Annotated in this window: 20 protein-coding genes; 10 read left to right on the forward strand and 10 right to left on the reverse strand. The window is 68.2% G+C overall.

Annotation, left to right across the window (positions count from 1 at the left end; translation table 11 throughout):
- Nucleotides 1-131: 131 nt before the first annotated feature.
- Together aceE and D3A60_RS14565 are read left to right on the forward strand one after the other, a co-directional pair.
- On the forward strand, nucleotides 132-2825 hold the full coding sequence (gene aceE / locus D3A60_RS12960) for a pyruvate dehydrogenase (acetyl-transferring), homodimeric type (RefSeq protein WP_119719194.1): 2694 nt from the start codon (nucleotides 132-134) through the stop codon (nucleotides 2823-2825).
- 70 nt (nucleotides 2826-2895) lie between these two features.
- Entirely contained in the window at nucleotides 2896-3858 is a 963-nt protein-coding gene (locus D3A60_RS14565) for a hypothetical protein (protein WP_157981480.1), read from the forward strand.
- Between the two features lie 61 nt (nucleotides 3859-3919).
- On the opposite strand, the gene D3A60_RS14570 is transcribed toward D3A60_RS14565, so the two are convergent.
- Nucleotides 3920-5956 (reverse strand): NACHT domain-containing protein, encoded by a 2037-nt coding sequence (locus tag D3A60_RS14570; RefSeq protein ID WP_157981481.1) that lies wholly within the window; start codon nucleotides 5954-5956, stop codon nucleotides 3920-3922.
- A 541-nt stretch (nucleotides 5957-6497) separates the two neighbouring features.
- The gene (locus D3A60_RS12965; RefSeq protein WP_119719195.1) at nucleotides 6498-6854 is read right to left on the reverse strand and encodes an excalibur calcium-binding domain-containing protein; all 357 of its coding nucleotides are present in this window, start codon (nucleotides 6852-6854) and stop codon (nucleotides 6498-6500) included.
- Between the two features lie 200 nt (nucleotides 6855-7054).
- On the opposite strand from D3A60_RS12965, the gene D3A60_RS12970 reads away from it, so the two are divergent.
- Nucleotides 7055-8335, forward strand: coding sequence for a restriction endonuclease (locus tag D3A60_RS12970; protein WP_119719196.1), 1281 nt, complete (start codon nucleotides 7055-7057; stop codon nucleotides 8333-8335).
- 430 nt (nucleotides 8336-8765) lie between these two features.
- Here the strand turns inward: D3A60_RS12970 and D3A60_RS12975 are convergent, their stop codons facing one another.
- The 3 genes from D3A60_RS12975 to D3A60_RS12985 all read right to left on the reverse strand — a co-directional run bounded on the left by D3A60_RS12975 (nucleotide 8766) and on the right by D3A60_RS12985 (nucleotide 11172).
- On the reverse strand, nucleotides 8766-9032 hold the full coding sequence (locus D3A60_RS12975; RefSeq protein ID WP_119719197.1) for a hypothetical protein: 267 nt from the start codon (nucleotides 9030-9032) through the stop codon (nucleotides 8766-8768).
- Nucleotides 9029-10504, reverse strand: coding sequence for a hypothetical protein (locus D3A60_RS12980; protein WP_157981482.1), 1476 nt, complete (start codon nucleotides 10502-10504; stop codon nucleotides 9029-9031). The genes D3A60_RS12975 and D3A60_RS12980 overlap by 4 nt, the downstream gene beginning before the upstream one ends.
- Nucleotides 10505-10692: 188 nt before the next feature.
- Nucleotides 10693-11172, reverse strand: coding sequence for a hypothetical protein (locus tag D3A60_RS12985; RefSeq protein ID WP_119719199.1), 480 nt, complete (start codon nucleotides 11170-11172; stop codon nucleotides 10693-10695).
- A gap of 348 nt (nucleotides 11173-11520) precedes the next feature.
- Here D3A60_RS12985 and D3A60_RS12990 point away from each other — a divergent pair, with 348 nt between their 5' ends.
- The 3 genes from D3A60_RS12990 (at nucleotide 11521) to D3A60_RS13000 (ending at nucleotide 15498) form a co-directional block, all read left to right on the forward strand.
- Nucleotides 11521-13365, forward strand: a complete 1845-nt coding sequence (locus D3A60_RS12990; RefSeq protein ID WP_196778747.1) for a serine hydrolase — start codon at nucleotides 11521-11523, stop codon at nucleotides 13363-13365.
- 157 nt (nucleotides 13366-13522) lie between these two features.
- Nucleotides 13523-14959 carry a metallophosphoesterase family protein gene (locus D3A60_RS12995; RefSeq protein WP_119719201.1) on the forward strand — a complete coding sequence of 479 codons (1437 nt, stop codon included), beginning with the start codon at nucleotides 13523-13525 and terminating at the stop codon, nucleotides 14957-14959.
- A 152-nt stretch (nucleotides 14960-15111) separates the two neighbouring features.
- Nucleotides 15112-15498 (forward strand): hypothetical protein, encoded by a 387-nt coding sequence (locus tag D3A60_RS13000; RefSeq protein WP_119719202.1) that lies wholly within the window; start codon nucleotides 15112-15114, stop codon nucleotides 15496-15498.
- Between the two features lie 132 nt (nucleotides 15499-15630).
- Here D3A60_RS13000 and D3A60_RS13005 read toward each other — a convergent pair whose 3' ends face one another.
- Entirely contained in the window at nucleotides 15631-17574 is a 1944-nt protein-coding gene (locus tag D3A60_RS13005; RefSeq protein WP_119719203.1) for a transglycosylase domain-containing protein, read from the reverse strand.
- 272 nt (nucleotides 17575-17846) lie between these two features.
- Here D3A60_RS13005 and D3A60_RS14575 point away from each other — a divergent pair, with 272 nt between their 5' ends.
- Together D3A60_RS14575 and D3A60_RS13010 are read left to right on the forward strand one after the other, a co-directional pair.
- Complete coding sequence (locus D3A60_RS14575) at nucleotides 17847-18014, forward strand: hypothetical protein (RefSeq protein ID WP_157981483.1); 168 nt, start codon at nucleotides 17847-17849, stop codon at nucleotides 18012-18014.
- A 174-nt stretch (nucleotides 18015-18188) separates the two neighbouring features.
- The gene (locus D3A60_RS13010) at nucleotides 18189-18707 is read left to right on the forward strand and encodes a hemerythrin domain-containing protein (RefSeq protein WP_119719204.1); all 519 of its coding nucleotides are present in this window, start codon (nucleotides 18189-18191) and stop codon (nucleotides 18705-18707) included.
- A 132-nt stretch (nucleotides 18708-18839) separates the two neighbouring features.
- Here D3A60_RS13010 and D3A60_RS13015 read toward each other — a convergent pair whose 3' ends face one another.
- Nucleotides 18840-19763 (reverse strand): SOS response-associated peptidase family protein, encoded by a 924-nt coding sequence (locus D3A60_RS13015; protein ID WP_119719205.1) that lies wholly within the window; start codon nucleotides 19761-19763, stop codon nucleotides 18840-18842.
- 130 nt (nucleotides 19764-19893) lie between these two features.
- Nucleotides 19894-20508 (reverse strand): hypothetical protein, encoded by a 615-nt coding sequence (locus D3A60_RS13020; RefSeq protein ID WP_119719206.1) that lies wholly within the window; start codon nucleotides 20506-20508, stop codon nucleotides 19894-19896.
- A gap of 162 nt (nucleotides 20509-20670) precedes the next feature.
- On the opposite strand from D3A60_RS13020, the gene D3A60_RS13025 reads away from it, so the two are divergent.
- Nucleotides 20671-22071 (forward strand): M64 family metallopeptidase, encoded by a 1401-nt coding sequence (locus tag D3A60_RS13025; protein WP_119719207.1) that lies wholly within the window; start codon nucleotides 20671-20673, stop codon nucleotides 22069-22071.
- A gap of 132 nt (nucleotides 22072-22203) precedes the next feature.
- Here the strand turns inward: D3A60_RS13025 and D3A60_RS13030 are convergent, their stop codons facing one another.
- Nucleotides 22204-22569: an RcnB family protein gene (locus D3A60_RS13030; protein ID WP_119719208.1), complete on the reverse strand. Its 366-nt coding sequence runs from the start codon at nucleotides 22567-22569 to the stop codon at nucleotides 22204-22206.
- A gap of 192 nt (nucleotides 22570-22761) precedes the next feature.
- Here D3A60_RS13030 and D3A60_RS13035 point away from each other — a divergent pair, with 192 nt between their 5' ends.
- Nucleotides 22762-23955 (forward strand): esterase/lipase family protein, encoded by a 1194-nt coding sequence (locus D3A60_RS13035; RefSeq protein WP_119719209.1) that lies wholly within the window; start codon nucleotides 22762-22764, stop codon nucleotides 23953-23955.
- Between the two features lie 60 nt (nucleotides 23956-24015).
- Here the strand turns inward: D3A60_RS13035 and D3A60_RS13040 are convergent, their stop codons facing one another.
- Nucleotides 24016-24612, reverse strand: a complete 597-nt coding sequence (locus D3A60_RS13040) for a DUF4142 domain-containing protein (protein WP_119719210.1) — start codon at nucleotides 24610-24612, stop codon at nucleotides 24016-24018.
- Nucleotides 24613-24635: the final 23 nt, after the last annotated feature.

Below are 24635 nucleotides of genomic sequence, written 5' to 3' on the forward strand. Positions count from 1 at the left end.
GTATTCAGCCGCTCCCGTGCCCGGCCGGCGCGTCTCGCCCCACTGTTAGAATCCGGACTCTAAACACGCACGACGCATCCCCCACGACGCACGACGCCCCGCCCCGCCGGCCGGGCCGCCGCGAGGACCGCATGAACGACACCCTGTTGAATGAGCTGCTGCAGAACGACCCCGATCCGACCGAGACCCGCGAGTGGATCGAGTCGGTCCAGGCGGTCATCGAGCGCGACGGCGCCGAGCGCGCCCACCAGCTGCTCGAGGGCATGGTCGAGGTCACCCGCCGCGCCGGCGCGCACCTGCCGTTCCACCCGACCACCGAGTACATCAACACCATCCCGCCGCACCTGGAGGCCAAGAGCCCCGGCGACGCGGCGATGGAGTGGCGGATCCGTTCGATCATCCGCTGGAACGCGATGGCAATGGTCGTGCGCGCCAACCGCAAGCCCGGCGACCTCGGCGGCCACATCGCCAGCTTCGGCTCGGCGGCCACCCTGTATGACGTCGGCTTCAACCACTTCTGGCGCGGCCCGGAAGGCGACCACCCGGGCGACCTGATCGGCATCCAGGGCCACAGCTCGCCGGGCATCTACGCACGCAGCTTCCTCGAGGGCCGCATCAGCGAGTCGCAGCTCGACCACTTCCGCATGGAGGTCGACGGCCGCGGCGTGTCGTCGTACCCGCACCCGTGGCTGATGCCGGACTACTGGCAGGTGCCGACCGTGTCGATGGGCCTGGGCCCGATCGCCGCGATCTACCAGGCGCGCAACTGGAAGTACCTCGAAGGCCGCGGCCTGCTGCCCAAGACCGACCGCAAGGTGTGGGCGTTCCTCGGCGACGGCGAGACCGACGAGCCCGAATCGCTCGGCGCGATTTCCGTTGCCGGTCGGGAGGGCCTCGACAATCTGGTGTTCGTCGTCAACTGCAACCTGCAGCGCCTCGACGGCCCGGTGCGCGGCAACGGCAAGATCATCCAGGAGCTCGAGGGCCAGTTCCGCGGCGCCGGCTGGAACGTCATCAAGACCATCTGGGGCAGCTACTGGGACCCGCTGCTGGCGCGCGACACCAGCGGCCGCCTGCGCCAGCTGATGATGGAAACCGTCGACGGCGAGTACCAGAACTGCAAGGCGTTCGGCGGCAAGTACACGCGCGACAACTTCTTCGGCAAGTACCCGGAGACGGCCCAGCTGGTCGCCAACCTCAGCGACGACGACATCTGGCGCCTCAACCGCGGCGGCCACGACCCGCACAAGGTCTACGCCGCGTACCACGAGGCGGTGCACACCACCGGCCGGCCGACCGTGATCCTGGCCAAGACGGTCAAGGGCTACGGCATGGGCAAGGCCGGCGAGGCGCTGAACCCGACCCACGGCACCAAGAAGATGGACGACGAGGACGTCAAGGCGTTCCGCGACCGCTTCAACATCCCGGTCACCGACGCCCAGCTCGCCGACGGCCAGATCCCGTTCTTCCACCCGGGCGAGAAATCGCCCGAGGTCGAGTACCTCGTCGAGCGCCGCCGCGCGCTCGGCGGCTTCCTGCCGCAGCGCCGCCGCAAGAGCGCCGAGTCGCTCGCCGTGCCGCCGCTGGAGACCTACGACCGCCTGCTGAAGTCCACCGGCGAGCGCGAGATCTCCACCACGATGGCATTCGTGCAGATGCTCAACATGACCCTGCGCGACAAGGCCGTCGGCCCGCGCTGCGTGCCGATCGTCGCCGACGAGGCGCGCACGTTCGGCATGGAGGGCCTGTTCCGCCAGATCGGCATCTACTCGCCGCACGGGCAGAAGTACAAGCCGGTCGACCGCGACCAGCTGATGTACTACCGCGAGGACACCGCCGGCCAGGTGCTGGAAGAGGGCATCACCGAGGCCGGTGCGTTCTCGTCGTGGCTGGCCTGCGCGACCAGCTACAGCACCAACGACCTGCAGATGCTGCCGTTCTACATCTACTACTCGATGTTCGGCTTCCAGCGCATCGGCGACAGCGCGTGGCAGGCGGCGGACATGCGCGCGCGCGGCTTCCTGCTCGGCGCCACCGCCGGCCGCACCACCCTCAACGGCGAAGGCCTGCAGCACGAGGACGGCCACGGCATGGTCCAGGCCGGGCTGATCCCGAACTGCCGCAGCTACGACCCGACCTTCAGCTACGAGGTCGTGACGATCCTGCAGTACGGCATGCAGCGCATGCTCACCGAGCAGCGCGACGAGTACTACTACGTCACCCTGATGAACGAGAACTACACCCATCCGGACATGCCCGAGGGCAGTGCCGACGGGATCATCAAGGGCATGTACCTGCTGGAGGACGCCGGCAAGCCGAAGAAGGGCGAGCTGCGCGTGCAGCTGCTCGGCAGCGGCACCATCCTGCGCGAGGCCATCGCCGCGGCCGAACTGCTCGACAAGGACTTCGGGGTGACCAGCGATATCTGGTCGTGCCCCAGCTTCAACGAGCTGGCCCGCGACGGCAGCGACGCCATCCGCCACAACCGCCGCAACCCCGAAGCCACGCCGCGCGTCCCGTACGTGACCAGCCTGCTCGACGGCCGCCAGGGCCCGGCGATCGCCGCAACCGACTACATCCGCGTCTACGCCGACCAGATCCGCGAGTTCGTGCCGATGCGCTACACCGTGCTCGGCACCGACGGATTCGGCCGCTCCGACACCCGCGCCAACCTGCGCCGCCACTTCGAAGTCGACCGCTTCCACATCGCCCACGCCGCCATCGCGGCGCTGGCGGCGGACGGCAAGATGACGGCGAAGGACGTGGCGCGGGCGGTCAAGCAGTACAAGATCGATTCGGAGAAGCCGAATCCGATTGGGGTTTGAGCAAGTACCTGGCTAGGCGCATTTAGTGGAAGGGTGGCCTCGAGCCACCCTTTCCGCATATGGAGGGTGCGTGAACGATCGTGTCCAGATTGCCGGAGTGTGCGAGCGCGATATCGATCTACTGTTGTTGGAGGAATTCCACGCTTCGCCCGGGTTTCGCAGTTGGTTCTTGGAGCGCGCATTGCAGGGGGCGGCCAGTTCGGCGACCTATGTCGGAGCCAAGCGCTCAGTGACGCATTCCTCCGGCGAATCCGACCTGGAAGTCTCGTTCGTCGACGCCGAAGGCAGACGTATGCGGCTCATGGTCGAGAACAAGGTCGGAGCGGGCCTTCAGCCCGACCAAGCAGCTCGCTATCGCGTGCGGGGCGCAAGCTACGTGTCGTCTGGAAGTTGCGAGGTGTTCGCCACGGTGATCGTGGCGCCGGGAAGATACTTTGGCGAAACGCAAGGCAGTAAGGGTTTCGATGCCCGCATTGCTTACGAAGATTTGCTCGACTGGTACATCAAAGCTGATGAGCTTGGTGAGCGCCGGAATTACAAGGTTTCCCTTCTTCGGTCGGCGATCGCCAAGGGCACGCTGGGATACCAGCCTGATCTAGATGACATCACAAGTGACTTCTGGCACGACTACTGGAAGCTGGCGAGAAAGCATGCTCCCGAGCTCGAAATGCCGGAGCCCCGTAGTAAGCCAGCGGGTGCGGGATTCATCTGGTTCCGTCCGCCATCACTGCCCAAGGGCATGTCCATCTGCCACAAAGTCAATCGTGGCTATGTAGACCTTCAGTTTCCGGCGATGGGCGAACGCCTCAATGAACTTCACGCGCGGTACGAAGCGCAACTTGAACCCGACATGCAGATCGTCAAGGCAACGAAGTCAGGCGCCATTCGCTTAATTGTTCCGGCGCTGGATTCCAGCAAAAAATTGGAAGGCCAGGTGCAATCTGTCTTGGTAGCTCTGGAGGAGGCGAGGCGAATCCTCGATTGGTTTCACCTCGCGCGAGTGCGAGCCGGCGAAACGCCACCTCGCGCCTGAACTCGAGGGTGCATTGGCTACCAGCGCCAAGTTCTCGCGACTGCTGTCGGTACTCTAAGAATTACCAACCCGCGCTAGATCCGAAGTGGCCGATCCGCACGGGACCCACTGTTGTCATCTCGCCATGCGTGTCCATGGGCTTTACCGGTCCAAATATCCCAAACCTTGCGAAAGTGCCTAACTCGTCAGGCGTTCGTGATACGCCCTCAATAAGAGTGAAGGACATCCTGTTTTGCTTGGCGTCGTAGACGACACCCACCGAGGGGTTATCCAACAGCGGGGGCTCCTCCTGGGGCATCTCAGCCTCATCGAAAGGGAACTGCCTGAGATCTATCCGACTGTGAACGGACCAAGGAAGATCTTCAATAGAATCTTTGTGGCCAGCGTTTTCCGCCGAGAAGCAAAGTCCATTTAGTTCTGCAGGCTTTCCGTGCTTTCTTATCAGCGAGACGATATCGGCGGACGTGCCCTCGCACAAAACCCCATAACTGTTCACCCACACTGAGATATAAACCTTGGCGGGGCCGTCCTTCTCTGTCATTTCGGCGTGAATGCGCATACTTCTAATGCTTTTCATTTCCGTTCTAAAGGACCGTTCCACCATGCGTCTAATGAGAATAGACAGTGGCGTGGGCCGTGCGCCCCCAACTGAAACACCGACGCTATGCAAGGCCGCAGGCTCTTCGTTTCCTAGGTGGGTCTGATAGAGGCTGAAGTTTGTGAGGTAGCCAAGCCTCCTCTCGGGGGCATTCAGTGCTACATGAAAATTCACTTTGTCGAGTAGCGCATTCCGTTGGAGCGATTCGCATCCAAGGACCTCAAGTAGGAAATTCGCCATCTGATCGGTAATGTCCACGCTGGTGCCATCACCGAGGTCTTTCAGCTGGATAGCGACGAGGTACTCCAGAATGGAGCGGTGCGCAAACTTATAGTTTCCCTCTGATGTGCGATTGAGCAATGAGCGCGCCGTCAATCTATCGTCGGTCACCGTTATTCCTAACGCATTCGCGAGCCTCGTTATTTCCTCAGGTTTTGCAAACTCGCCTCCTCTCGATGATTTGTTGAAGAACAGGTCTATCGCGAGGTGAGCTGAGAACAGCCTTAAGGTTGAGGGGTCGATCCAATCGCGTTCTCGCATAGCCCATGCTTCGATCATTGCCTCATATACATCTATCGTGCGATCTAGCTTGATAGTCGTATCGAGCAGATCCGGCATGTGTGCGAGCAGCATTGGCCGCACACTGAGCGATGGCACGCGTTTAACCAATTCCCTCGCGCGTCGCCGCTGCTGCATGCCCAGGAGACCAGGGAAGCGCCTAACAAGGAACTGCTTTACTTGTGTTTCGTCGAATGGGGAGAGGTACAGCTTGCGAACTGAGTAATGTTTCGAGCGTCGGGCCGGTGTCGGGCCAACTCTAGCCACCCCCGTGCTCTCCGGGATTTGATCGTCGCTCTCGAAAAACTGTGTCCTGCAGGTGATTACAACTCGACGAAACCCTTCGGTCAGGCCAAATATTTCACTGATACGGCTTGATACGCGTCCAATAGCCAATTGGTCTTCGTCCAAGGCGTCGAGGAAGAGGTTGGTAGTCTTCCGATCAGCAAGAGGTACGGCGCGGATCTGCTCATTCGCGGAGCGATTTGCCAGACTAATTAATCGTGTCCTCCATCTTGTGCGTCGGATTAAGCGATGTTCCCAAGCGAAGAAGTTGATAAGAAAGGTTGTCTTGCCCATCCCAGAGTCGGCAAAGAGAAAAAGGTGGCGGTCGTCCGACTCTGCACTTTCGACAAACATTCGCACGCGGTCAAACAAGTCGTCCCTAGCATAGAGAAGCGCTTGCATGGGCTCAGCCTCGCGTGATGGATCCACATTTTGAAACTTGGGCCTAACGTAGTAGCGCAGCGCCTGACTTATTGTCGTCTGGTCAAAAAATCCGGACGAGTCGTGAATCCGCGCTATGAGGCTTCCGCGCTTCTCCCTTATGGTGGCTGCAAGCCTGCGGGGCAGGCCGACGGCGAGCCCTAGGGCCAGAAGCACCAATGCTACGAGCAGTTGGACTGCTACTTCTTCAATAGTGCTGTGCAGGTAGTTGCTCATCGTCGGGTGGCAATTGAGGTCATTTTTGACCGTTAGCAGGTGAGTGGGGACTTGTCACGGCTCCGGGGTCGACCGGCGTGCGGACGTTACTGATTCTGGTAACCCAGGCGTCGCCTTCGCTAGCGGCCCTCTCGATCGCATCGTCTCGGGTCAAGCTGGCCGCCGCGAGAAGGCCTAGGAAAGCGCCAGCGCCGTACGCCCACTCGCGAACCACTCCGTGACCTAACTTCAAGGCCCTCCAGCCGGCCCCGGCGGTGGAGATACACATTCCCAGGTAGGTGATGAATATGCCGAGTGTGCTCAGATGAAGATTCGACGCGTGCCATGCCACTGCAGTCGCCAGCTAACGGTGGTGCTCTCCGGGTCGCATCTCAGTAGCGGCCTTAATGAGGTGGTAAGTAGGTCCCGAGAAAGGTTCGCGCGGCGAACTCTGGCCACGAGTCGTCTTGAAGGCGGCGCTCGTTCCAAAGCTCGCGAAAACCCCTCCATTGCTGACTAGTCCGCCCGTGCAGGCCAAGGTCCTCCGCGGAACCGATCGGATCTATTCGCATCCAATCCCGTCGCCGTCGCGATCCAGGTGCGCGCCGTACCCCGGCTCGCCGCGCCGTACCGGGGCTGCACCGGCCGCGCGCGCATGTGAACAGTTGCGATATGCCCCGACAGCGGGCGCATCACTGAGCGAGCGCAGCGCGTTGCCGGTAGATGAGAGCGACGCAGCCGGTGTGGCGGATGCCGCATAGCTGCTGCGCGCGGGCGCGCTGCCGCGATGGCAGTGGTAGTCCCCGCGCTTGCGGTCGTTATGGCAGCCCTCGGCGTTGAGTCCCCCGCCGTGAGCAGATGCGGTGCTGGCCCCCAAGGCCAGGGCGCCGAACACGGCGCCGCGAATGATGGACAGCATCGGACTCCCCTAAGCCCTTCGCGCGAATCGCGAAGCTAACACCATCCATTACGCCGGGCGTGACGGGAGTCGGTCCCCCAACCCCTAGGAAAATGTCTAAGTAGCCGCGCCAGCCGCTTGGCGGAGCACGGCCCTTGCATCGGAACGCCGCCCACTGGGACTGGTAGATACTCCCAGGTAGCTCATGGGGAGGGTCGGTCTTGAAGCGTTTCCGAATGGGGCACTTGTACCGGTACCCGCGGGCCAGCAACCCGCAGCTCGAGCTGATGGATGGTCTGCCGAACTTCCACTACGTCGTGTCGATGGACGGTCTTCCGTCGCTCCAACTGGAGCGCGGGATCAATGCGCCTGCCCCCACGCTGGCAGCCGATGGTGTTCGCGTCGCCGCGATTCTGCTGTCGAGCAACGAGAACAAGCTCGGGTCCGTCGAGAATCCGTGGCACGACACGATCGCACCTGACGAAGGATTCGCGCGCTACTTCGGCGACAACAAGACGCCCGATGTCGATCCGGGCACGTCGCTGGGGAACCGCACCTTGTTGCGGCAGTTCGAGCTGCACACGTCGCCGGAACTCGCGAAGCGCCGACTGGCTGCGCCGATCCTCCTCTTCCGGTCCTCGAAGAAGGGCTACAAGGAGTTCGCTGGACTCGCTCTGATCACCGGGGCGCGCCGCGTGACGCAGTACGCCGAGAAGAACGGCGGATTCTTCACAAACTACCTCTTCGACCTCGCTGTGCTTTCGCTCACTGAAGAAGACGAAAGCGTGGCGATGATGTGGATTCGCGACCGTCGCGACAAAAGCATTGCTTCCATCCACGCCAACGCCATGGCGCCGAAATCCTGGCTGGATTGGGTCAAGTACGGAAGCTCCGAGATCGAGCGCCTCCGGCGTCGCGTGGCCCGATATCACATCCTGTCGAAGAAGGCTCAGGTCGCGCCGGTCGATTCGGACAAGCGCAAGGTGCTCGAGAAGATTTACTCCTTTTACGACGCGCGCAAGCACCGCTTCGAGGCACTCGCCAGTTTGGCGTGCGAGTCGATGGTGAAGGAGACGGGTACTGCCTATCACCGCGGGTGGCTGACGCGGGGCACCGGCGACGGCGGGCTCGACTTCGTGGGCCGGATCGACATCGGAGACGGTTTGTCACGCACCAAGCTGGTGGTGCTTGGGCAGGCTAAGTGTGAGCGCATCGACTCGGCCACGGGCGGGGTACACATCGCGCGGACGGTGGCGCGGCTCCGTCGCGGCTGGGTCGGCGCGTACGTCACTACCTCCTTCTTCTCTGAGGCCGTGCAACGCGAGGTGTACGAGGACCAGTACCCGGTGTTGCTCCTCAACGGCGCCGGCTTGGCCGATCAGGTGACCAAGCTGCAGCTCGCGTCGGGCTACTCGACGGTAGACACGCTGCTAGAGCATGTGGACTCCACCTACGAGGAGCAGGTCAGCGCCCGTAAGCCGGAAGAGGTGCTGTGGGCCTGAAGCTGCCAACGCGTCGCCGTGCGGCCTAGGGGTGACTGCCGGATACAGGCACGCGACCGACGAAGAGTCGCCGTCAACTGAAAACCAGCCGGCAGTGCCTGATCAGGACGGGCGGCCCACCGCCAGCCAGACGCCGCCGCCCAAACTTCAGGCGCCGACGCCTCCCAATCAGTCACCGGCCTCCACCAATCAGTCGCCGCCGCCCGAATTCCAGTCATCGCCGTCTGAAGTTCACTCACCGGTGCCCGGAAATTGCTCATCGGTGCCTGTAAATCACCCGCCGGCGCCCGGCGAACACTCATCGCCGGGCCCAATCCCCCCGCCAGACGCAAAAACGCCCGACGGATGGAACGGTCTCCATCCGCCGGGCGCTGGGTTTAGAACGGTCGGCCGGCCCCAACGCGGGGTCGGCCGAGCCGGTCGGCCTGGGCTAGTACGCCCGCTTCATGCAGCCGACGTTCGCGCCGGCGTGCTCTTTCAAGTAGGCCTTGCGCGCTGCTTCACAGCTGCCCGAGGACGGGTGCTCGCTGACGACCTGGCAATTGGTGTTGCCGGGGCCACAGAGATTCAGTTCGTACACGACGGCCGGGGCCGGTGGCGGGGTCGCCACCGTGGCGCAGCCCGACAGGGCGACAGCAAGTACCGCGGCAGCGATGCGGAACGTGGACATGGGCTTCTCCGATTCGAGGGTGATCACAGGCACATCTTCTTGCCCCAGACCTTCGCGCACTTCTTTCCGATGGTGACGCGCGGCATCACGTCGGCCACCAGATTGCCGGCGCGCTCGGCCGCCCGCGCGGCCTCGTTGCTGATGTTGTCCGCGGCGCGGTTGAGCTCGCGGTCGACGTCTTTCACCGCGCGGGCCATCGCCGCCGGGTCGGACGCGAGGCGGGCGGCCCGCCATGCGGTGTAGGCCGGGTTGCTCTTGCCCAGTGCAGCGGCGAGTTCCTCGTCGACGCGTTCGTAGGCCTGGGTCAGGGTGTTGTTCTTGCCAAAGCAGCCGTTGTCGCCTACGCCGTCGGTCAGGCACTTGTCCAGCTCATTGGCCAGCAGCGTGCCTCCGGTGCAGATCGCGAACGCCTTCGGGTTGCCTTGGGTGGCGATGGCGCAATTGATGGCCACGGACGACTCGGCATTCGGGTTGAGCCCGGCCAGCAGCTTGTCGCCGACGGCGCAGTAGCCCAGCGTCCAGTAGTCGGGCTGGCGCCCGGACTGCAGGTGGGTACGGGCGCAGCTGACGAGGTTCATCACGTTGGGGTCGACCTGGTCGCCGGCCAGACACAGCGGGTACTGGTCCCAACGCTCGCCGTACTGGGCGTAGCACTGGCGCACCTTCTCTAGATTGGCGCGTTCGTTGCCGCCCATGTTCTGTGCAAGCAGGCACAGCGTGGCTTCCTGCGGGGACGACGACGACTGCGAGCATTCCAGCGCTGCGCGCTCGCGCTGGCCGAGAGTGGATCCGAGAACGCAGCGATAGAACGCCGAGCTGTCGCCCGCGGCGCTGCTCAAGCAGGTGCTGGCTAGTGCCGGCGCGACGAGCAACGGCTGGCCGACGTACAGGCCCTCGTCGAACAGCTTGGCCGGCAACGTGCGCGGCGCGCCGAAAGTGCCTGGCGCGCCTACATTCTGCGGAGCGAATCCAAACGTGTAGGTCGCGTTGTTCGTCCAGGTAACGGGCTGCGGCATCGGAAACTGCGCCGCGAACATCGGATGGAAATTGCAGGTGCCGAACTGCCGGACACCGGCCTGCGAGATGCTGACGAAGGCGCCGTTGCGCGCGATCCAGAACTGCACGCCGTTAATGGCCGACTGCACCGCCAGCAGGTGGATGCCGGACGGGTCGGGCATCGCGTTGATGATTTCCGGCTGGCCGCCGGGGAACGGAGAGGGCGCGCCGAGGGCGGCGACCTTGTCCGAGTACTGGTTCGAGTAGAACCGCCGCACTTCCAGAAGGTCGTACGTGCGGTTGGCTACCCCGTCGTAGCACGCGCCCACGCGGGCGGTCTGCGTGCCGACCAGGAACGGCTGCGCGTGAGCGCCAGTGGTCACGGCGGCAAGCGCCAACATCCCGCAGAGCAGGCGAATCAGTTGTCTCATCGTCATTTCCTTGATTGAAGGATCAACCCGCGCGCACGTCTGCCCCGCTCGGAAGCGGTGTCCCAGGCTCAATTGCAGCGTCGGTACCGGCAGGCTCCCCAGCCCCGGCTTTGTGATCTTAATCGCAGAACGGGTGCCCGTTCAGGTCCGGCCGACATCGGAGTTGTTGCCGCGTCACGCGGCCGCAGGCTCCAGAAATGCAGACGCCCGACGGATGGAACGGTCTCCATCCGCCGGGCGTTGACTGGTACGGAACAGCGTTACGCCGGGTCAGTCCCCGCTGCCGGCGGCGCGCCGTTGCGCGGCGACTTGGCGAACCGCGACGACAGCTCGCGGCGCGCGGCCTTGAGGCTTTCGCCCTTGCCGGACACGCCGAGCAGGGCGTAGCCCTCCAGCGCGGTGGCCATCAGGTCGGCGCCGAGCGCGATCTCGGTGTCGCTGCCGCGCTCGGCCAGCTGGCGCAGCTGCAGCAGCCGCGGGCGCAGGGCGTCGAGCGCGACCAGATCGGCCTGCGCCTCGGCCAGGCTCAGGCTCGGCGGGACGATCTGGGGGTTGGCGGCCAGCACGTTGAGCGTCTGCCGGCAGAACGCCTCGGACTTCTCGCCCATCTTGGCCAGCCCGCGCACCTCGTCGGCCTGCAGCGTGACCAGCGGGGCGAACACCCGCTGGATCGTCACGATCGCCGCGTCCAGGTCGGTCAGGTCCTGCGCGGACAGGTTCAGCGAAATCAGGTTCTGCATGGCAACTCCTCGTTCCTTGAAGGGATGCACCCGCCGGCTGGCGGGGCCCGGCAAGGTTCGCGGAGTTCGCTGGGCGCGTCAGTCGGGCAACGGCGCGCTGGTGGGTAGGAAAATTCCTATGGCTGCCCGTCGGTCCTTGCTTGCCGCACGGCGACATTGCAACGATGGTGCCCGGGCGCCGGTCGCAATGCGCCGGTGCCCCCAACACCACCAGAACCGGTAAGTCGATTCATCCAGGCATGTGCCGGATCACAGCGGCGCGGTCGTCGCAATCGCACCAACGTCGCTTGACCCGCCGATCCCATTCCCTTCTTCTCCAGCAATCACTCGATGCCCCTGAGAGGAACAATGGACTTCATACGCCGGCACCGGCGCACCCCGCGCAAGTCGCTTCTCGTCGTGGTTCTGTGCTGCTCGGGTGTGATGTCCACGGCCGCCGCCGTCGCCGCATGCCCCAGCCCACCGGCGAGCGCTGGCGGCGTCGTCAACGCGCATACGCGCTTCATCGAGCAGAACGTCTTCCCCGCGGTCATCGAGGCCGGTGCACCGCCACTGCGCCTGCTCGACCGCATGCAGGCGTATGGGGTGCCGGGCATCAGTGTCGCCGTCGTCCATCAGGGCAAGCTGGACTGGGCGCGGGGCTGGGGCGTTCGCGACGCCGACAGCTGCGAGCCGGTGACCCCGGACACGGCGTTCCAGGCCGCGTCCATCAGCAAGCTCGTCACTGGCGCACTCGCCCTGCGCATGGCCGATCAAGGGCGGATCGGACTGGACCGCGACATCAACGCGTACCTGCGCGCCTGGCGATTGCCCGACGCCGGGGCGAGCGCAGCGGCCCCCGTCACCCTGCGACAATTGCTCAGCCACACCGCCGGACTGAACGTGCACGGATTTCCCGGCTACCGGGTCGGCGCTCAGGTCCCGACCGCCGTCCAGGTGTTGAGCGGACAGCCGCCGGCGAATACCGAAGCGGTCCGGGTGACGACGGCGCCGGGCGCCGAATGGCGCTACTCCGGAGGCGGCTACGTCATGGCACAGGTCGCGATGGAGGACGTGGCCGGCAAGCCTTTCGGCCGCCTCGCCGAGGACGAGATCTTCCGTGGGGTCGGCATGCGGCACAGCGCGTTCGCCCAGCCGCCCGCGGGAGCGCTTGCTACGAACATCGCCAAGGCGCATTCCGATGGAAAGGTGATCCCCGGCGGCCACCACGTGTATCCGGAGCTGGGGCCGGCCGGCCTGTGGACGACGGCAGGCGATCTCGCCCGCCTGATGATCGACCTGCAGGCTGCCGCCAACGGGCGACCGGCGCACGTACTGTCGCCGGCGATGGCGACGGCCATGCTCACGCCGGTGCAGGGGAGTTGGGGTCTCGGCCCTGCATTGACCGGCAGCGGCGCAACGCGGCGCTTCGGCCACGACGGCGTCAACGAGGGCTTCCAGTCGACGATGGTGGCCTATGTGGAGAAAGGCGAAGGCGTGGTCGTCCTCACCAATGGTGCGGGCAAGCGCTTGGCCGACGAGATCGTGCGCGCGATCGCCACCGACTACGGTTGGGACGAACTGGCCAGCAAGCCGACGGTCGAAATGCGCCTGCCCGAATCGGCCCTCGCGTCGCTGGTCGGTCGCTATGAAGGCGGCGGCCTGTCGGTCTACCTGGACCAGCGCGAAGGCAGTCTCTTCGCCCAGACCGGCGGACCCGAGCCGGAGCGACTGATCGCCCTGTCCGCGAATCGTTTCAGAACCTCCGTGAGCGGCATCGTCGTCGACTTCGACCGCGCGCCGGACGGCGCGCCGACGGGCTTCCGCATCATCGAGGGCGGACCTCCGATCGCGCTGGCGCGCAGCGCGGGTCCATCGACCGATCCGCTCACGGTGCCGCTGTTCGTTCGCGGGTCGATGAACGGCTGGAGCACCGCGGCGCCGCTGCTTCCGGCGACAGACGGCTCGGTAGTGGCCGATCTGTCGCTCGATGCGGGCGAGCATCAGCTGAAGATCGGGTCCGAGGACTGGCGGGCAGCCGACTTCGGCCTGATCGGCACGACCGTCGTCGAGGAGCCTGTCGGCGATCTGTCGCTGGTGCCTCACGGTGGCAACGTCCGCCTTCAGGTCGCGGCGCCGGGCACGTTCCGCTTTCAGCTCAAGCCCACGTCGGCCGGCGCGGTGCTGACCATCCGGCGACTGGAATCGCGCTGAACCGAGGCACCACGGCCGCCACGCGTTCGCGGGCGGCCTCCTCCATGCGTTGCGGCGGGCGACCCCTTGCACCGTGGCCGCATCGCAACGATGGTGCCCGGGCGCCGGTCGCAATGCGCCGGTGCCGTCAACACCACAAGGACCGACAGGGGGCTTCATGAAGGGATGTATCCGGATCGCCGCGGCGCTGGCCGCGGTGCTGGGAGTGGGCTGTGCGCCGCAGGGCGCGATCACCAAGGCCGATGCCGGGCCGCCGCTGATGCGGATCGGGCTGCTCGCCGACACGCAGCTGACCTCGCCGAAGGCGACCAGCAACTACCTGTTCCGCTCGCAGATCGCCGACCTCGCCGTCAACGTCGCCGTGCGCACGTCGGCGCAGGAGGTGCTGGCCGGCGAGCACCTGGGCTGCCTCGCCGAGGACCTGCTCGCGACGCAGCCCGACGTCCTGCTGTACCTCGGCGACGGCGCCAACAGCGGCTGCGACGACGAGATCGAGCCGTTCTTCGCGCAGCTCGAGCGCATCCGCACGCAGGCCGGCAAGCCGGTGTTCTTCGTCGTCGGCAACCACGACTACCTCGCCACCGGCAACCAGGCGGCCGCGTCGATGCGCACGAAGGCGTGCGCCGGCGGCGGCTACGTGACCAAGGCCGAGCTCATCGCCCGGACCGCGGCGTTCAACCGCGCGTCGTGGCAGCGTTTCGCGTCGCGCGACGCGCGTTTCGTGCGCTATGCGGACAGCCTCGACCATGTCAACGCGACGGACGGCGCCGGCTGCAAGGCCGGCGAAGCCCTGCAGCAGGAACAGGCCTGCTACTACGCCGCGGTGATCGAATGGAACGCGGGCGGCCATCCGACGCAGCTGGTTCTGGCCGACACGTCCGACTACACCGACGTGGTGCGGCAGCCGCGCATCGACGGCGTCGACATCGCCGAGTTCGCTGGCGCGCGCGGGTCGATGGGCTGGGAGGCCGGCGGCCAGAACGCGTGGATCGAGAAGGCGCTCGGCCCGTCGCCGGCGCGCACGCGCGTGATCGCCAGCCACTACCCGACGGCGGACCTGTCGTGGACGCGCTACTACTCGGGTCGGCCGGGCGACCTGATGCTGTCGGACGGGCACAACCTGTGGCTGTCGGGGCACACCCACGATCCCGATCCGGACAGCTACGTCATGCCCGGTTCGTTCGAGGACACCGGCCCGGGCGAGGAGGTGATGTACGACGAGATCAACGTCGGCTCCACCACCGACCACCGCGCGCACGCGGCACTGGTCGCGCTGCACCCGGGCCGTGCGACCAAGCAGCCGGTGCTGGCGATGGATGCCGAGGCGGCGAGTGCCTGCGAAGCGCGCATCGACGGCGTGCAGCTCGGCTCCGGGTACGCGTCGCCGTATCACCGCAACGGCAGCACGCGGCATCGACTTGGGCTGACCAAGCACTACCGCCGCACCGGCTACGACGCGGCGATCGCGCGCAAGAACATCGAGACGTTCCTGGCCGAGCCGGGCCAAGCGGCCGACCGTGAGCAGTGGGTGCGCTGCCTGATGCACGCCGGTGCAAAGGCGGAAGCGAGCAAGTGGCCGGGCTGGATGCTGTAAACGACGTGATCGGGGTGGGTCCCGTGCGCGGCATTCGATGCCGCGCACGGGCGTCACGGAAGTGAATGCGCACCAAGCTTTTTGCTGACGAGTCAGTCACGCATCAGTGCCTAGCGTCGGTTGTCCGAACCGCAACCAGCGAGGACGCGCACATGACCAGCAACAAGCAGCACGAAGGCCAGCACAAGGGCGAAGGCGGCACGGGCAACAACCCGGGCGGCGGGCGCAAGGAGAACGACGCGCCGCGCGCCGGCAACAACGGCGGCGACGGTGGGTTGAAGAACCAGGGCGAGCGCCAGCAGCGCGAAGGCGACGACAACCGCGGCAGCGGCGAAGGCCGCAGCGGCAGCGAGAGTGGCAGCGGCAAGCGCGCCGAGAACGACAACGACCGCAGCGGCGGCCGCGAGCGCGGCGAAGCCAAGCCCGGCGGCGGCGAGGGCGACAAGAACCGCGAGGGCGGCCCGGGCAAGGGCGGCGCCAGCGACGACGGCGGCCCCGGCCGCAAGCAGCACGAGGGCGCGGGCAGCGGCGGGCACTGACCTCCCGCGATTCCGGACGTTGCATCGGAAAGGGCGCCTCTGCGCCCTTTCTCGCGACAGCGGTCCGCGCCTGCTGCGGCGGGCCCGCTAGCGCCGGTGCTTCAGAGGTCCGCGCCGGTCTTGGGGGTTGCTCTAGCGCCTGTGCTTCTTGCCCTTCCCCTTGCCGCGCCCGCCGAACCAGCGCTGCCGCCACGACTGCCAGCGCGACGCCGGTGGCGCATTCCGGTAGCCGTCGTCGCGCGGCGCGCCGAGCGCGCGGGCGCCGAGCGCCGGCGCGGTGAACTGCGACCACATCCGCGCCGGCAGCGCGCCGCCGGTGACGCGCTGCATCGGCGCGTTGTCGTCGTTGCCGACCCACACGCCGACGGCGAGGTCGCCGGCCAGGCCGATGAACCACGCGTCGCGGTAGTCCTGCGTGGTGCCGGTCTTGCCGAACGCCGGCACCGACAGCCGCGCGGCGCGCCCGGTGCCTTCGTTGACCGCGGCGCCGAGCAGCTCGAGCAGGGCGACGCGCTCGTGGTCCTCGAGCACGGCGTCGCCCGGCTCGTCGTCTTCGCCCGTTCGTTGCAGGCCCCGCGGGCGCACCGGCGCGGTCGGCGCACCGAGCGCGGCGTACGCGGCGGTCAGCTCGAGCAGGTTGGTCTCGGACACGCCGAGCGCGAGCATCGGGTCGTCCTTCAACTCACTCTGGATGCCGAGGTCGCGCGCGGCGCGGATCACGGCGTCCGGTCCGACCCGGTCGACCAGCCGCGCCGACGCGACATTGCTCGACTGCGCGAACGCCTGCCGCAGCGGCATCGGCCCGGCGTAGGCGTCGCCGTGGTTGCGCGGGGTCCAGTCGCCCAGCGTGATCGGCGCATCCTCGACGATCGACTCCGGCGTCAGCCCGTCGCGCAGCGCCGCCAGGTACACGAACAGCTTGAACGTCGAGCCCGGCTGCCGCTGCGCCTGGGTGACGCGGTTGAAGGCGCTGTCGGCGTAGTCGCCGCCGCCGACCATCGCGACGACCTCGCCGTTGGTGCGCATCGCCACCAGCGCGGCCTGGCCGACGCCGTCGCGCGCGCCGCGGCGCAGGCCGTCGCGGACCACGCGCTCGGCCAGCGCCTGGAGCCGCGGGTCGAGCGTGGTCGGCACCGCCACCTCGCCGTAGGCGGCGTCGAACGCGGCCTTGGCCTGCGGCGACACCCAGTCGGCGAAGTACGAACCGACCGGCAGCGCCGCCCGGCCGTTGCGCAGCCGCGCCGGGCGCGCGTCGCGCGCTTCGGCCTCGGTGATCGCGCCGGCGTCGACCATCGCCTGCAGCACCACGCGCGCGCGTTTGCGGGCGCCGTCGAGGTTGTCGGTCGGCGCCAGCGTCGACGGCGCCTTGATCATGCCGGCGAGCATCGCCGCCTCGCCGAGGTCGAGGTCCTCCGGGGCGCGGTCGAAGTAGTGCCGCGCGGCGGCGCGCAGGCCGTACACGCCGTCGCCGAAGTAGATGCTGCTCAGGTAGCGCGACAGGATCTCGTCCTTGCTCAGGCGCGCCTCCAGCCACCACGCGATCAGCGCCTCCTGCGCTTTGCGCCGGAACGTGCGTTCGGCCGGCAGGAACGAGGTCTTGGCCAGCTGCTGGGTGATCGTGCTGCCGCCCTGTTCGATCTGGCCGGCCTGCGCGTTGTGCCGCGCCGCGCGCGCGACGGCGCGCAGGTCTATGCCGGAATGCTGGTAGAAGCGGCGGTCCTCGATCGCCAGCACCGCGTCGCGCACGTGCGCCGGCAGCGCGCGCGCATCGACCGGCGCCTCCTTCAGCGCGCCGCGCCGCGCGAACGGCGTGCCCTCGCTGTCGAGCAGCACCAGCGTGGCCTCCGGCAGCGGGTCGAGCGCCTTCGACAGCGGCAGCGCCCAGCTCAGCCAGGCGAACAGCAGCAGCGGCACGGCGAGCGCGAGGGCGGCCGCGCGCCACGGCGAGGCGGTGATCCACGCGCGCAGCCGCGCGGTTCGCGACGGTTCATCGCGTGACGGCGTCGTCGATGCGGGGACGGCGTGTGCGGCGTGGGCGTGTGCGGCAATGCCGGGCGCATCGACGAGGTCGTTCATGCGCGCAGTGTCGGCGGCGGGCCGTCATGGCCGGCGTGAAACGAGCGCGAGCGCCGCGCCGGCGCGCCCACGCGCGTGTGCCTGCGCGTGCATGCGCATGCGTGCCGCGTGTGCGTCGACGGATGCGACCATGAATGCGCACGATGCGACGACGAACATGAAGCAGTGGGCTTCGTGAGCGCGTTCTTCGCGCGCGGGTCACGCTCGCCTAATGGCACGCGGTCCACTCTGATCGTCCGACGATGAGTCGGAGCAAACGAAGGAGACCCACCGTGGCACATACGCCGAACCATCCGAGCCAGAACGATCAGACCAAGCGCGACATGCCGGGCAAGAACCAGGACCAGGGCCAGCAGGGCAACAAGAAGACCGAGCAGGGCCAGGATCAGACCCGCAAGGATTCCCCGCAGCGCGACGATCGCGACGCAGGCAACCGCTGACGCGGCCTGGCGCCGGGAGCCTTCGGGCTCCCGGTGCGTTTTGGCGCCTGAACGCGTGTGCGTCCGACGCCGCGCTGCCCACCCAGTGCAGCCCCATTCAGTGCAGCGGCCGCATCGCATTCGCAGCCGCGCCTCCCCTCCGATACGCCACCACCCCACACAAGGAACAACACCATGGCGCGCGACATCCTGAAGACGCTGCAGACCGAACACGAGAAAGTCCGCGCGCTGTTCGACAAGATCAATGACACCACCGATCGCGCCGTCAAGACCCGCGGCGAGCTGCTCGAGGACATCGAGGACGCGCTGATCCCGCACGCGAAGTGGGAGGAGCTGGTGTTCTATCCCGCGTTCAAGGAGCGTGCCGATCGCGACGGGCTGCAGACCCATGCCGAGGCCGTCGCCGAGCACCACGCGGTCGAGCAGACCGTGATCCCGGACGTGCACGCCGCGGAAGTCGATTCGCCGGCGTTCGCCGGCCGGGTGAAGGTGTTCGGGGAGTTCGTCGACCACCACGCCGGCGAGGAAGAGAAGACCATGTTCAAGATGGCGCGCAGCATGTTCTCGGCCGAGGAGCGCGCGAGCTTGGACGAGCAGTACGAGCAGTGGAAGGCGTCGTCCGAGGCGCAGGCCATCGTCGCCAAGGAAAAGGCCAAGGCGAGCCTGAAGAGCGTGGTTCGCCCGTCCTCGTGACGGCTGCGCGCTGCGCGCGCCGCGGATCGATGCAAGCGAGGGAGCCGGCGAATGCCGGCTCTCTTCGTTCGTGGGATCGGATGACTCCGTAACGGGCGCCGATGCGGCGCGGCGCGCGCTCGGGCCGCAGACCTACGCCGCCAGCCGGTGCTCGTAGTACGGCCGCTCGCGGTCGTCGAGGATCGCGTACAGCGACGCGAGGTCGAGCGGGTCCGGCTGCAGCCATGCGTCGACGTGCTCGCGGCGGATCGGGATGATGCAGCGGTCGTGTCCGGCGGCGGCGACCTCGGGCGGCGGCTCGTCGGTGATCGCGGCGAACGACAGCAGCTCGCTGCCGTCCCGCTCGACCGTGCGCGACCACAGGCACGCGATCACCATCTCGCGGTGGTCCTGCGGGGCGAACTCCAGCACCACGTCGCGGCCGTCGCGCTGCACGTGCTCGTAGAACGCGGTGGCCAGCACCACGCCGTGGCTGTGGCCGAACAGCGCGCCCCAGCTCTTCTCCAGCTTGTCGCGGCGCGCGTTGTAGGTGCCCGGGTACTTGCGCTCGGTGGCCTCGGTCCAGCCGGGCATGCGGCACTGGTAGCGCATCGGCCGCACCACCTTGCGGCCGTCCTCGACCGCCATCACCGGCACGAAGCTGCCGGGAAAGATCCGCGAATCGCGCGGCAGCGGCTCGCTGCGGCGCAGGTCGGCCAGCTGCGCCTTGATCTGCGCGATCTTGTTGCCGGAGATGCGCAGGTCCTCCTGCGCCTTCTTCGTCGTCTTCGCCTGCAGGCTGCGCTCGGCGTCGGCGCGGCGTCGGGTCTGGGCGAACAGCTCCTGCTCCAGCCGCGACGCGTCGGCCTCGTCCCACGCGCGCACCAGCTCGGCCAGCTCCGGCGGGCCCTCGCGCAGCAGGTCCAGGTCCATCGCGCGCGGCGTGCGCGGGCGCCGGTACGGGTCGCGGTCGCGGTCGATCCAGTACCGCTGCACGTACGACTTCAGGTCCATCACCGCGCCGAACTCGCGCTGGTACTTGCGGAACTCGGCGCGGACCAACGCGGAGTAGCACATGGCGGGCCTCGGGGTCGGGTGCGTCGGGCGCATTGTCGCGCGCCGGGCGTGCACGCGCGGCGGCGAGCCCGAGAACGCGGGCGGGCCGGCACTGCCGGCCCGCCGCGTCGTCAGCCGATGGCGCGGTCGGTCAGCGCCAGACGCGATCGGGCATGACGTCGGCGCACGGCGAGGCGCTGCCGGCCGGCATCATCTGCTGCAGCATCTGCGCCATCTGCCGCGCGTAGGCATCGGCGTCGGCTTCGGTCGACGTGCTGCGCTTCATTGCCACGCCGGCGCACGCGGCCCACACCTGCACGTTGGCCGAGTCGGTCTCGATGCGCGCGGCGTAGGACTCGGCCAGTGCCTCCCAGCGTCCGCTTTCGGCCGACTCGACGATCGCATCGGCGCCGCCGGACATCAGCACCAGCCGCGAGCCGACGTTGCCCGGCACATCGGGCTTGAACGCCTCGATCGTGCGCGCATCGAGGTAGCGGATGCCGTAGTTGGTCTGGGTGTTGTCGTTGTAGAAGTGGAACTCGTCGTCGTCGATGCGCGCGTACGGCGAGCGCTTGTTCGGCTCGACGACCACCAGCCCGTCGCCGTCGCGCTGGACGTCGATCGTGTAGCTGCCGCCTTCGAGCATGTAGGTGCCCGGGGTGACGTCGGCGGCGAGCGCGGCCGGCGTGGCGCAGGCGGTGAGCAGTGCGAGCGCGAGTGCGGCGCGCGGCGCGGCGATCCGCGCGCGCGGATGGAGCTTCAGCATGGTGTCCCCCTATGGACTGGCGTGCCCGCGCGGCGCAGCCGCGCGTGGCCCGGCCACGGTGCGGCCCGCGGCGGCCGCCGGCAAGTGCCGGAGCCGCGGAAGGCGACCGCCGCCGGCGCCGCTGCTAGGCTCGGATGAGTTTCTCGACGGCCGGAGCACCGCATGACCCGTTTCCAGTTCCTGCTCGCCGCGCTGCTGGCGCTGTGCAGCGCCGGTGCGCTGGCCGCGCCGCCGGCGACGCTGCGCGTCGACCTGCAGCACGGCGGTGACGCGACCGCGGAGCACTACGCGCTCGAGCGGGTCGTGGTCGAGCCGCTGCCGTGGCCGGGCCACCCGCAGCGCGCGATCGACACGACCAACCGCGGCAGCCAGAAGTTCGAGGTGGCCGACGCGGCCAGCGGCCGGGTGCTGTACTCGCGTGGCTACTCGACGGTGTTCGGCGAATGGCGCACGACCGACGAGGCCAAGGGCCTGCAGCGCAGCTTCCAGGAGTCGCTGCGCTTCCCGATGCCGGACGCGCCGGTGCGGGTGACCGTGTTCGGCCGCGACGCCGCCAACGCGTTCGCGCCGCAGTGGTCGGTGACGGTCGATCCGAAGGCGCTCGACGTCGAGCGCGGCGTGCCGGCGGCGGTCAAGCCCATCGCGATCCGCACCAGCGGCGACCCGGCCGACAAGGTCGACCTGCTGCTGCTCGGCGACGGCTACACCGCGGCGGAGCTGGGTGCGTTCGAGGCGCGGGCGCGCGAGCTGTCCGACTACCTGTTCAGCGTGTCGCCGTTCAAGGAGCGCGCGGCCGACTTCAACGTGTGGGCGCTGGCGCGGCCGGTGCCGGAGTCCGGCATCAGCCGGCCGTCGACCGGCGTGCAGCGCGCGACGTCGACCGGCGCGCGCTACGACATCTTCGGCAGCGAGCGCTACATCCTGACCCTCGACAACCGCGCGTTCCGCGAGCTGGCGCAGCACGCGCCGTACGAGTTCGTCGAGATCATGGTCAACGGCGAGACCTACGGCGGCGGTGGGATCTTCGGCCAGTTCAGTACCGTCGCGGCCAACAACGACTGGCGCAACTACCTGTTCGTGCACGAGTTTGGCCACCACTTCGCCGGGCTGGCCGACGAGTACTACACCTCGCCGGTCGCCTACGCCGCGGCCGACACGCCGACGGTCGAGCCGTGGGAGCCGAACGTGACCGCGCTGCTCGATCCGGCGCGGCCGAAGTGGCGCGTGGATGCCGCCACGCCGGTGCCGACGCCGTGGCCCAAGGGGCGGTTCGAGGCGTACCAGAAGCAGTACCAGGCGCGGCGCGCGCAGCTTCGCGCCGAGCGCCGGCCGGAGTCCGAGATGAGCGCGCTGTTGCGTGAGGAGCGCGACTTCACCGCGCGGCTGTTCGCCCATGCGCCGCACCGCGACGCGGTCGGTGCGTTCCAGGGCGCCAACTACTCGGCGACCGGGTACTACCGCCCGCAGCTGGAGTGCCTGATGTTCACCCGCAGCGAAACGTTCTGCGACGTGTGCAGCGACGCGATCGGCGAGATCATCGACCTCTACAGCCGCGCGCCGTAGCGGGGGTCAACATCGTTCCAGTGCCAGACAAGACGAAGGCCCCGGGAGGGGCCTTCGGTGCGCAGGGGGAGGGTCCGCGCGGTGAAGCGGCGGCTGCGCGGGTCCGTCGACCCGCGTGCCCGTGGTTTCGCGTCAGTAGCCGAGCGCGTTGGCGATCACGCCGGTGGCGATGTTGACCAGCAGGTAGCGGTCGTCCATCGGGCGCACCCAGCGGTAGCCGGCCGGCGGCGTCGTCAGCTGGTAGGCGCGGTAATCGTCGACGTAGTAGCGCTCGTCGATGTTCGTCCACACCACGCGGTCGCCGCGCTTGTACTGCTGCTTGTACCAGCCCAGGTGCAGGCCGTTGTCGCCCTTCATGGCGGCGGCGTGCGGGCCCTTGCCGTGGTGGCCCTTGTGTCCCTTGTGGCCCTTGCCGTCGCCGGCCAGCGCGGGGCTCGCGGCAAACGCGAGCGTGGCCAGCACGGCGGCGATCGGGGTGAGGCGGGTCATCCGGTTCATGGCGAAGTGCTCCTTCGTCGAGGTGTGCGACGCACGCTACGGGCCGGCCGGTGAAGGCGAGCGCAGCGCGCGCTGAACCCCGCGCAACAGTTCAGGCTCGCGAGCGGGGCGTGAGCGAACGCGGTACGCCTGTCGAGGCGCTCGGCGGTACGCCGTGACGTGGCATGCACCGGGTTCTGCAATGATCGCCCCATGACGACTTCGCACACCGCCTCCCTTCCGCCCCAGCGCGTGGCCGATGACCTGCGTGGACTGGGCCGCCTCGCCGTCGACGGCGTCACCGGCGTCGCCGGCCTGGTCGAATCGATGCACGCCGCGGTGCTGCACGCGCCGGCGTGGATCGGGCGCCCCGCGCCGCGCAAGACGCGCGGCGTCAGCCGCCTGGTCTACCGCAGCGTGCACGGCGTCGCGCGGCTGGTCGGCCACGGCGTCGACCGCTCGCTGGCCGGCATCGCGCCGCTGCTCGGCGAAGCGCGCTCGACGCCGCGCCGCGAGGCGCTGCGCTCGGCGATCAACGGCGTGCTCGGCGACCACCTCGAGGCCAGCGGCAACCCGCTGGCGATCCGCATGCAGCTGCGCCGCGACGGCGTGCCGCTGCCGCTGTCGCGGCGCGCGCTGGCCGCGCGCCTGCCGCACGCGACCGGCAAGGTCGTGGTGCAGGTGCACGGACTGTGCATGAACGACCTGCAGTGGACCGCCGGCGGCCACGACCACGGCCTGGCGCTCGAACGCGACCTGGCGCGCACCGCGGTGCAGCTGCACTACAACACCGGCCGCCCGCTGGCGGCGAACGGTCGCGAGTTCGCACGGCTCCTCGAGCGCCTGCTGAAGGCGTGGCCGGTGCCGGTGCAGGAGGTCACGCTGCTGTGCCACAGCATGGGCGGGCTGGTCACGCGCAATGCGCTCGATCACGCATTCGCCAGGCGCCTGCGCTGGTCCACCCTGCCGATCCGCGCGGTGTTCCTCGGCACGCCGCACCACGGCGCGCCGCTGGAGCGCGCCGGGCGCTGGGCGGAGCGATTGATCGGGCTCAGCCCGTACAGCGCGCCGTTCGCGCGGCTGGCGAAGCTGCGCAGCGCCGGCATTCAGGACCTGCGCCACGGCGTGCTCGACGACGTCGGCAAGCCGCTGCCGCTGCCGCCGGCCGTGCGCGCGTACGCGATCGCGTCGACGACGCTGCCGCAGGCCGCGGCCGAGCACGAGGTGCACCACCTGGTCGGCGACGGGCTGGTGCCGGTCGACAGCGCGCTGGGCCAGCACGCTGATCCGGCGCTGGACCTGCGCATTCCGCGGCAGCGCCGCTGGGTCGCGCACGGGGTGAACCACTTCGACCTGCTGTCGAACGCGCAGGTATACGAGCGCATCGCCCGCTGGCTGAAGCGCTGAGCCGCCGCGCTTCGGCCCGCGCGAGCGGGCCGGGGTCGTGCGTCGTGGTGAGGCGCGACGCTACAGCGTTTCGGCGATCAGTTTCGCGCGCAGCGCGTTGAGCTTGTCGACGTGGCCGCGCAGCGTCGGCAGCGTGGCGCTGGCGAAGTCGCGCACCGTGGTCGACCTGGCGTTGGCGGCCTCGCGCTCGAAGTCGGTGATCACCTGCGCGTGCACGGCGACCATGTGGTCGAGCCACTGCCGGTCGAACGCGGCGCCGCTGGCGCTGGACAGCGACTGCAGCCGCGCGCGCGTCGCCGCCTCCGCGGCGGGCGGGTCGCCGGCGCCGGTCTGGGCCAGCCGGGTGTTCAAAGCGGCGAGGTCGCTGCCGATCTGGCCGGCGAGCTCGCGCACGTCGACCGCGTCGGCCTGCTCGCGCGCCAGTTCGACCGCCGCAAGCGCGCGTTCGCTGTCGCCGAGCGCGCGGGTCAGGAACGCACGGTCGTCCGCGGTCACGGTCGCCGGCGATTCGGCGGTGGTCGGGGTGTCGACGTCGGTGCTCGGCGCGGACGTGGTCGAGACCGGCGTTTCCGGCGGCGGGATCGTCTGCGCGGCGGCGGGGGCGCACAGCAGCGCCAGCGAGGTGGCCAGCACGAGCGCGGCAGGCAGGCGGGTCATGGTCGGCTCCGGATCGGCAACGG

Source organism: Cognatilysobacter tabacisoli (genome assembly GCF_003586305.1).
Taxonomy (GTDB): domain Bacteria; phylum Pseudomonadota; class Gammaproteobacteria; order Xanthomonadales; family Xanthomonadaceae; genus Cognatilysobacter_A; species Cognatilysobacter_A tabacisoli.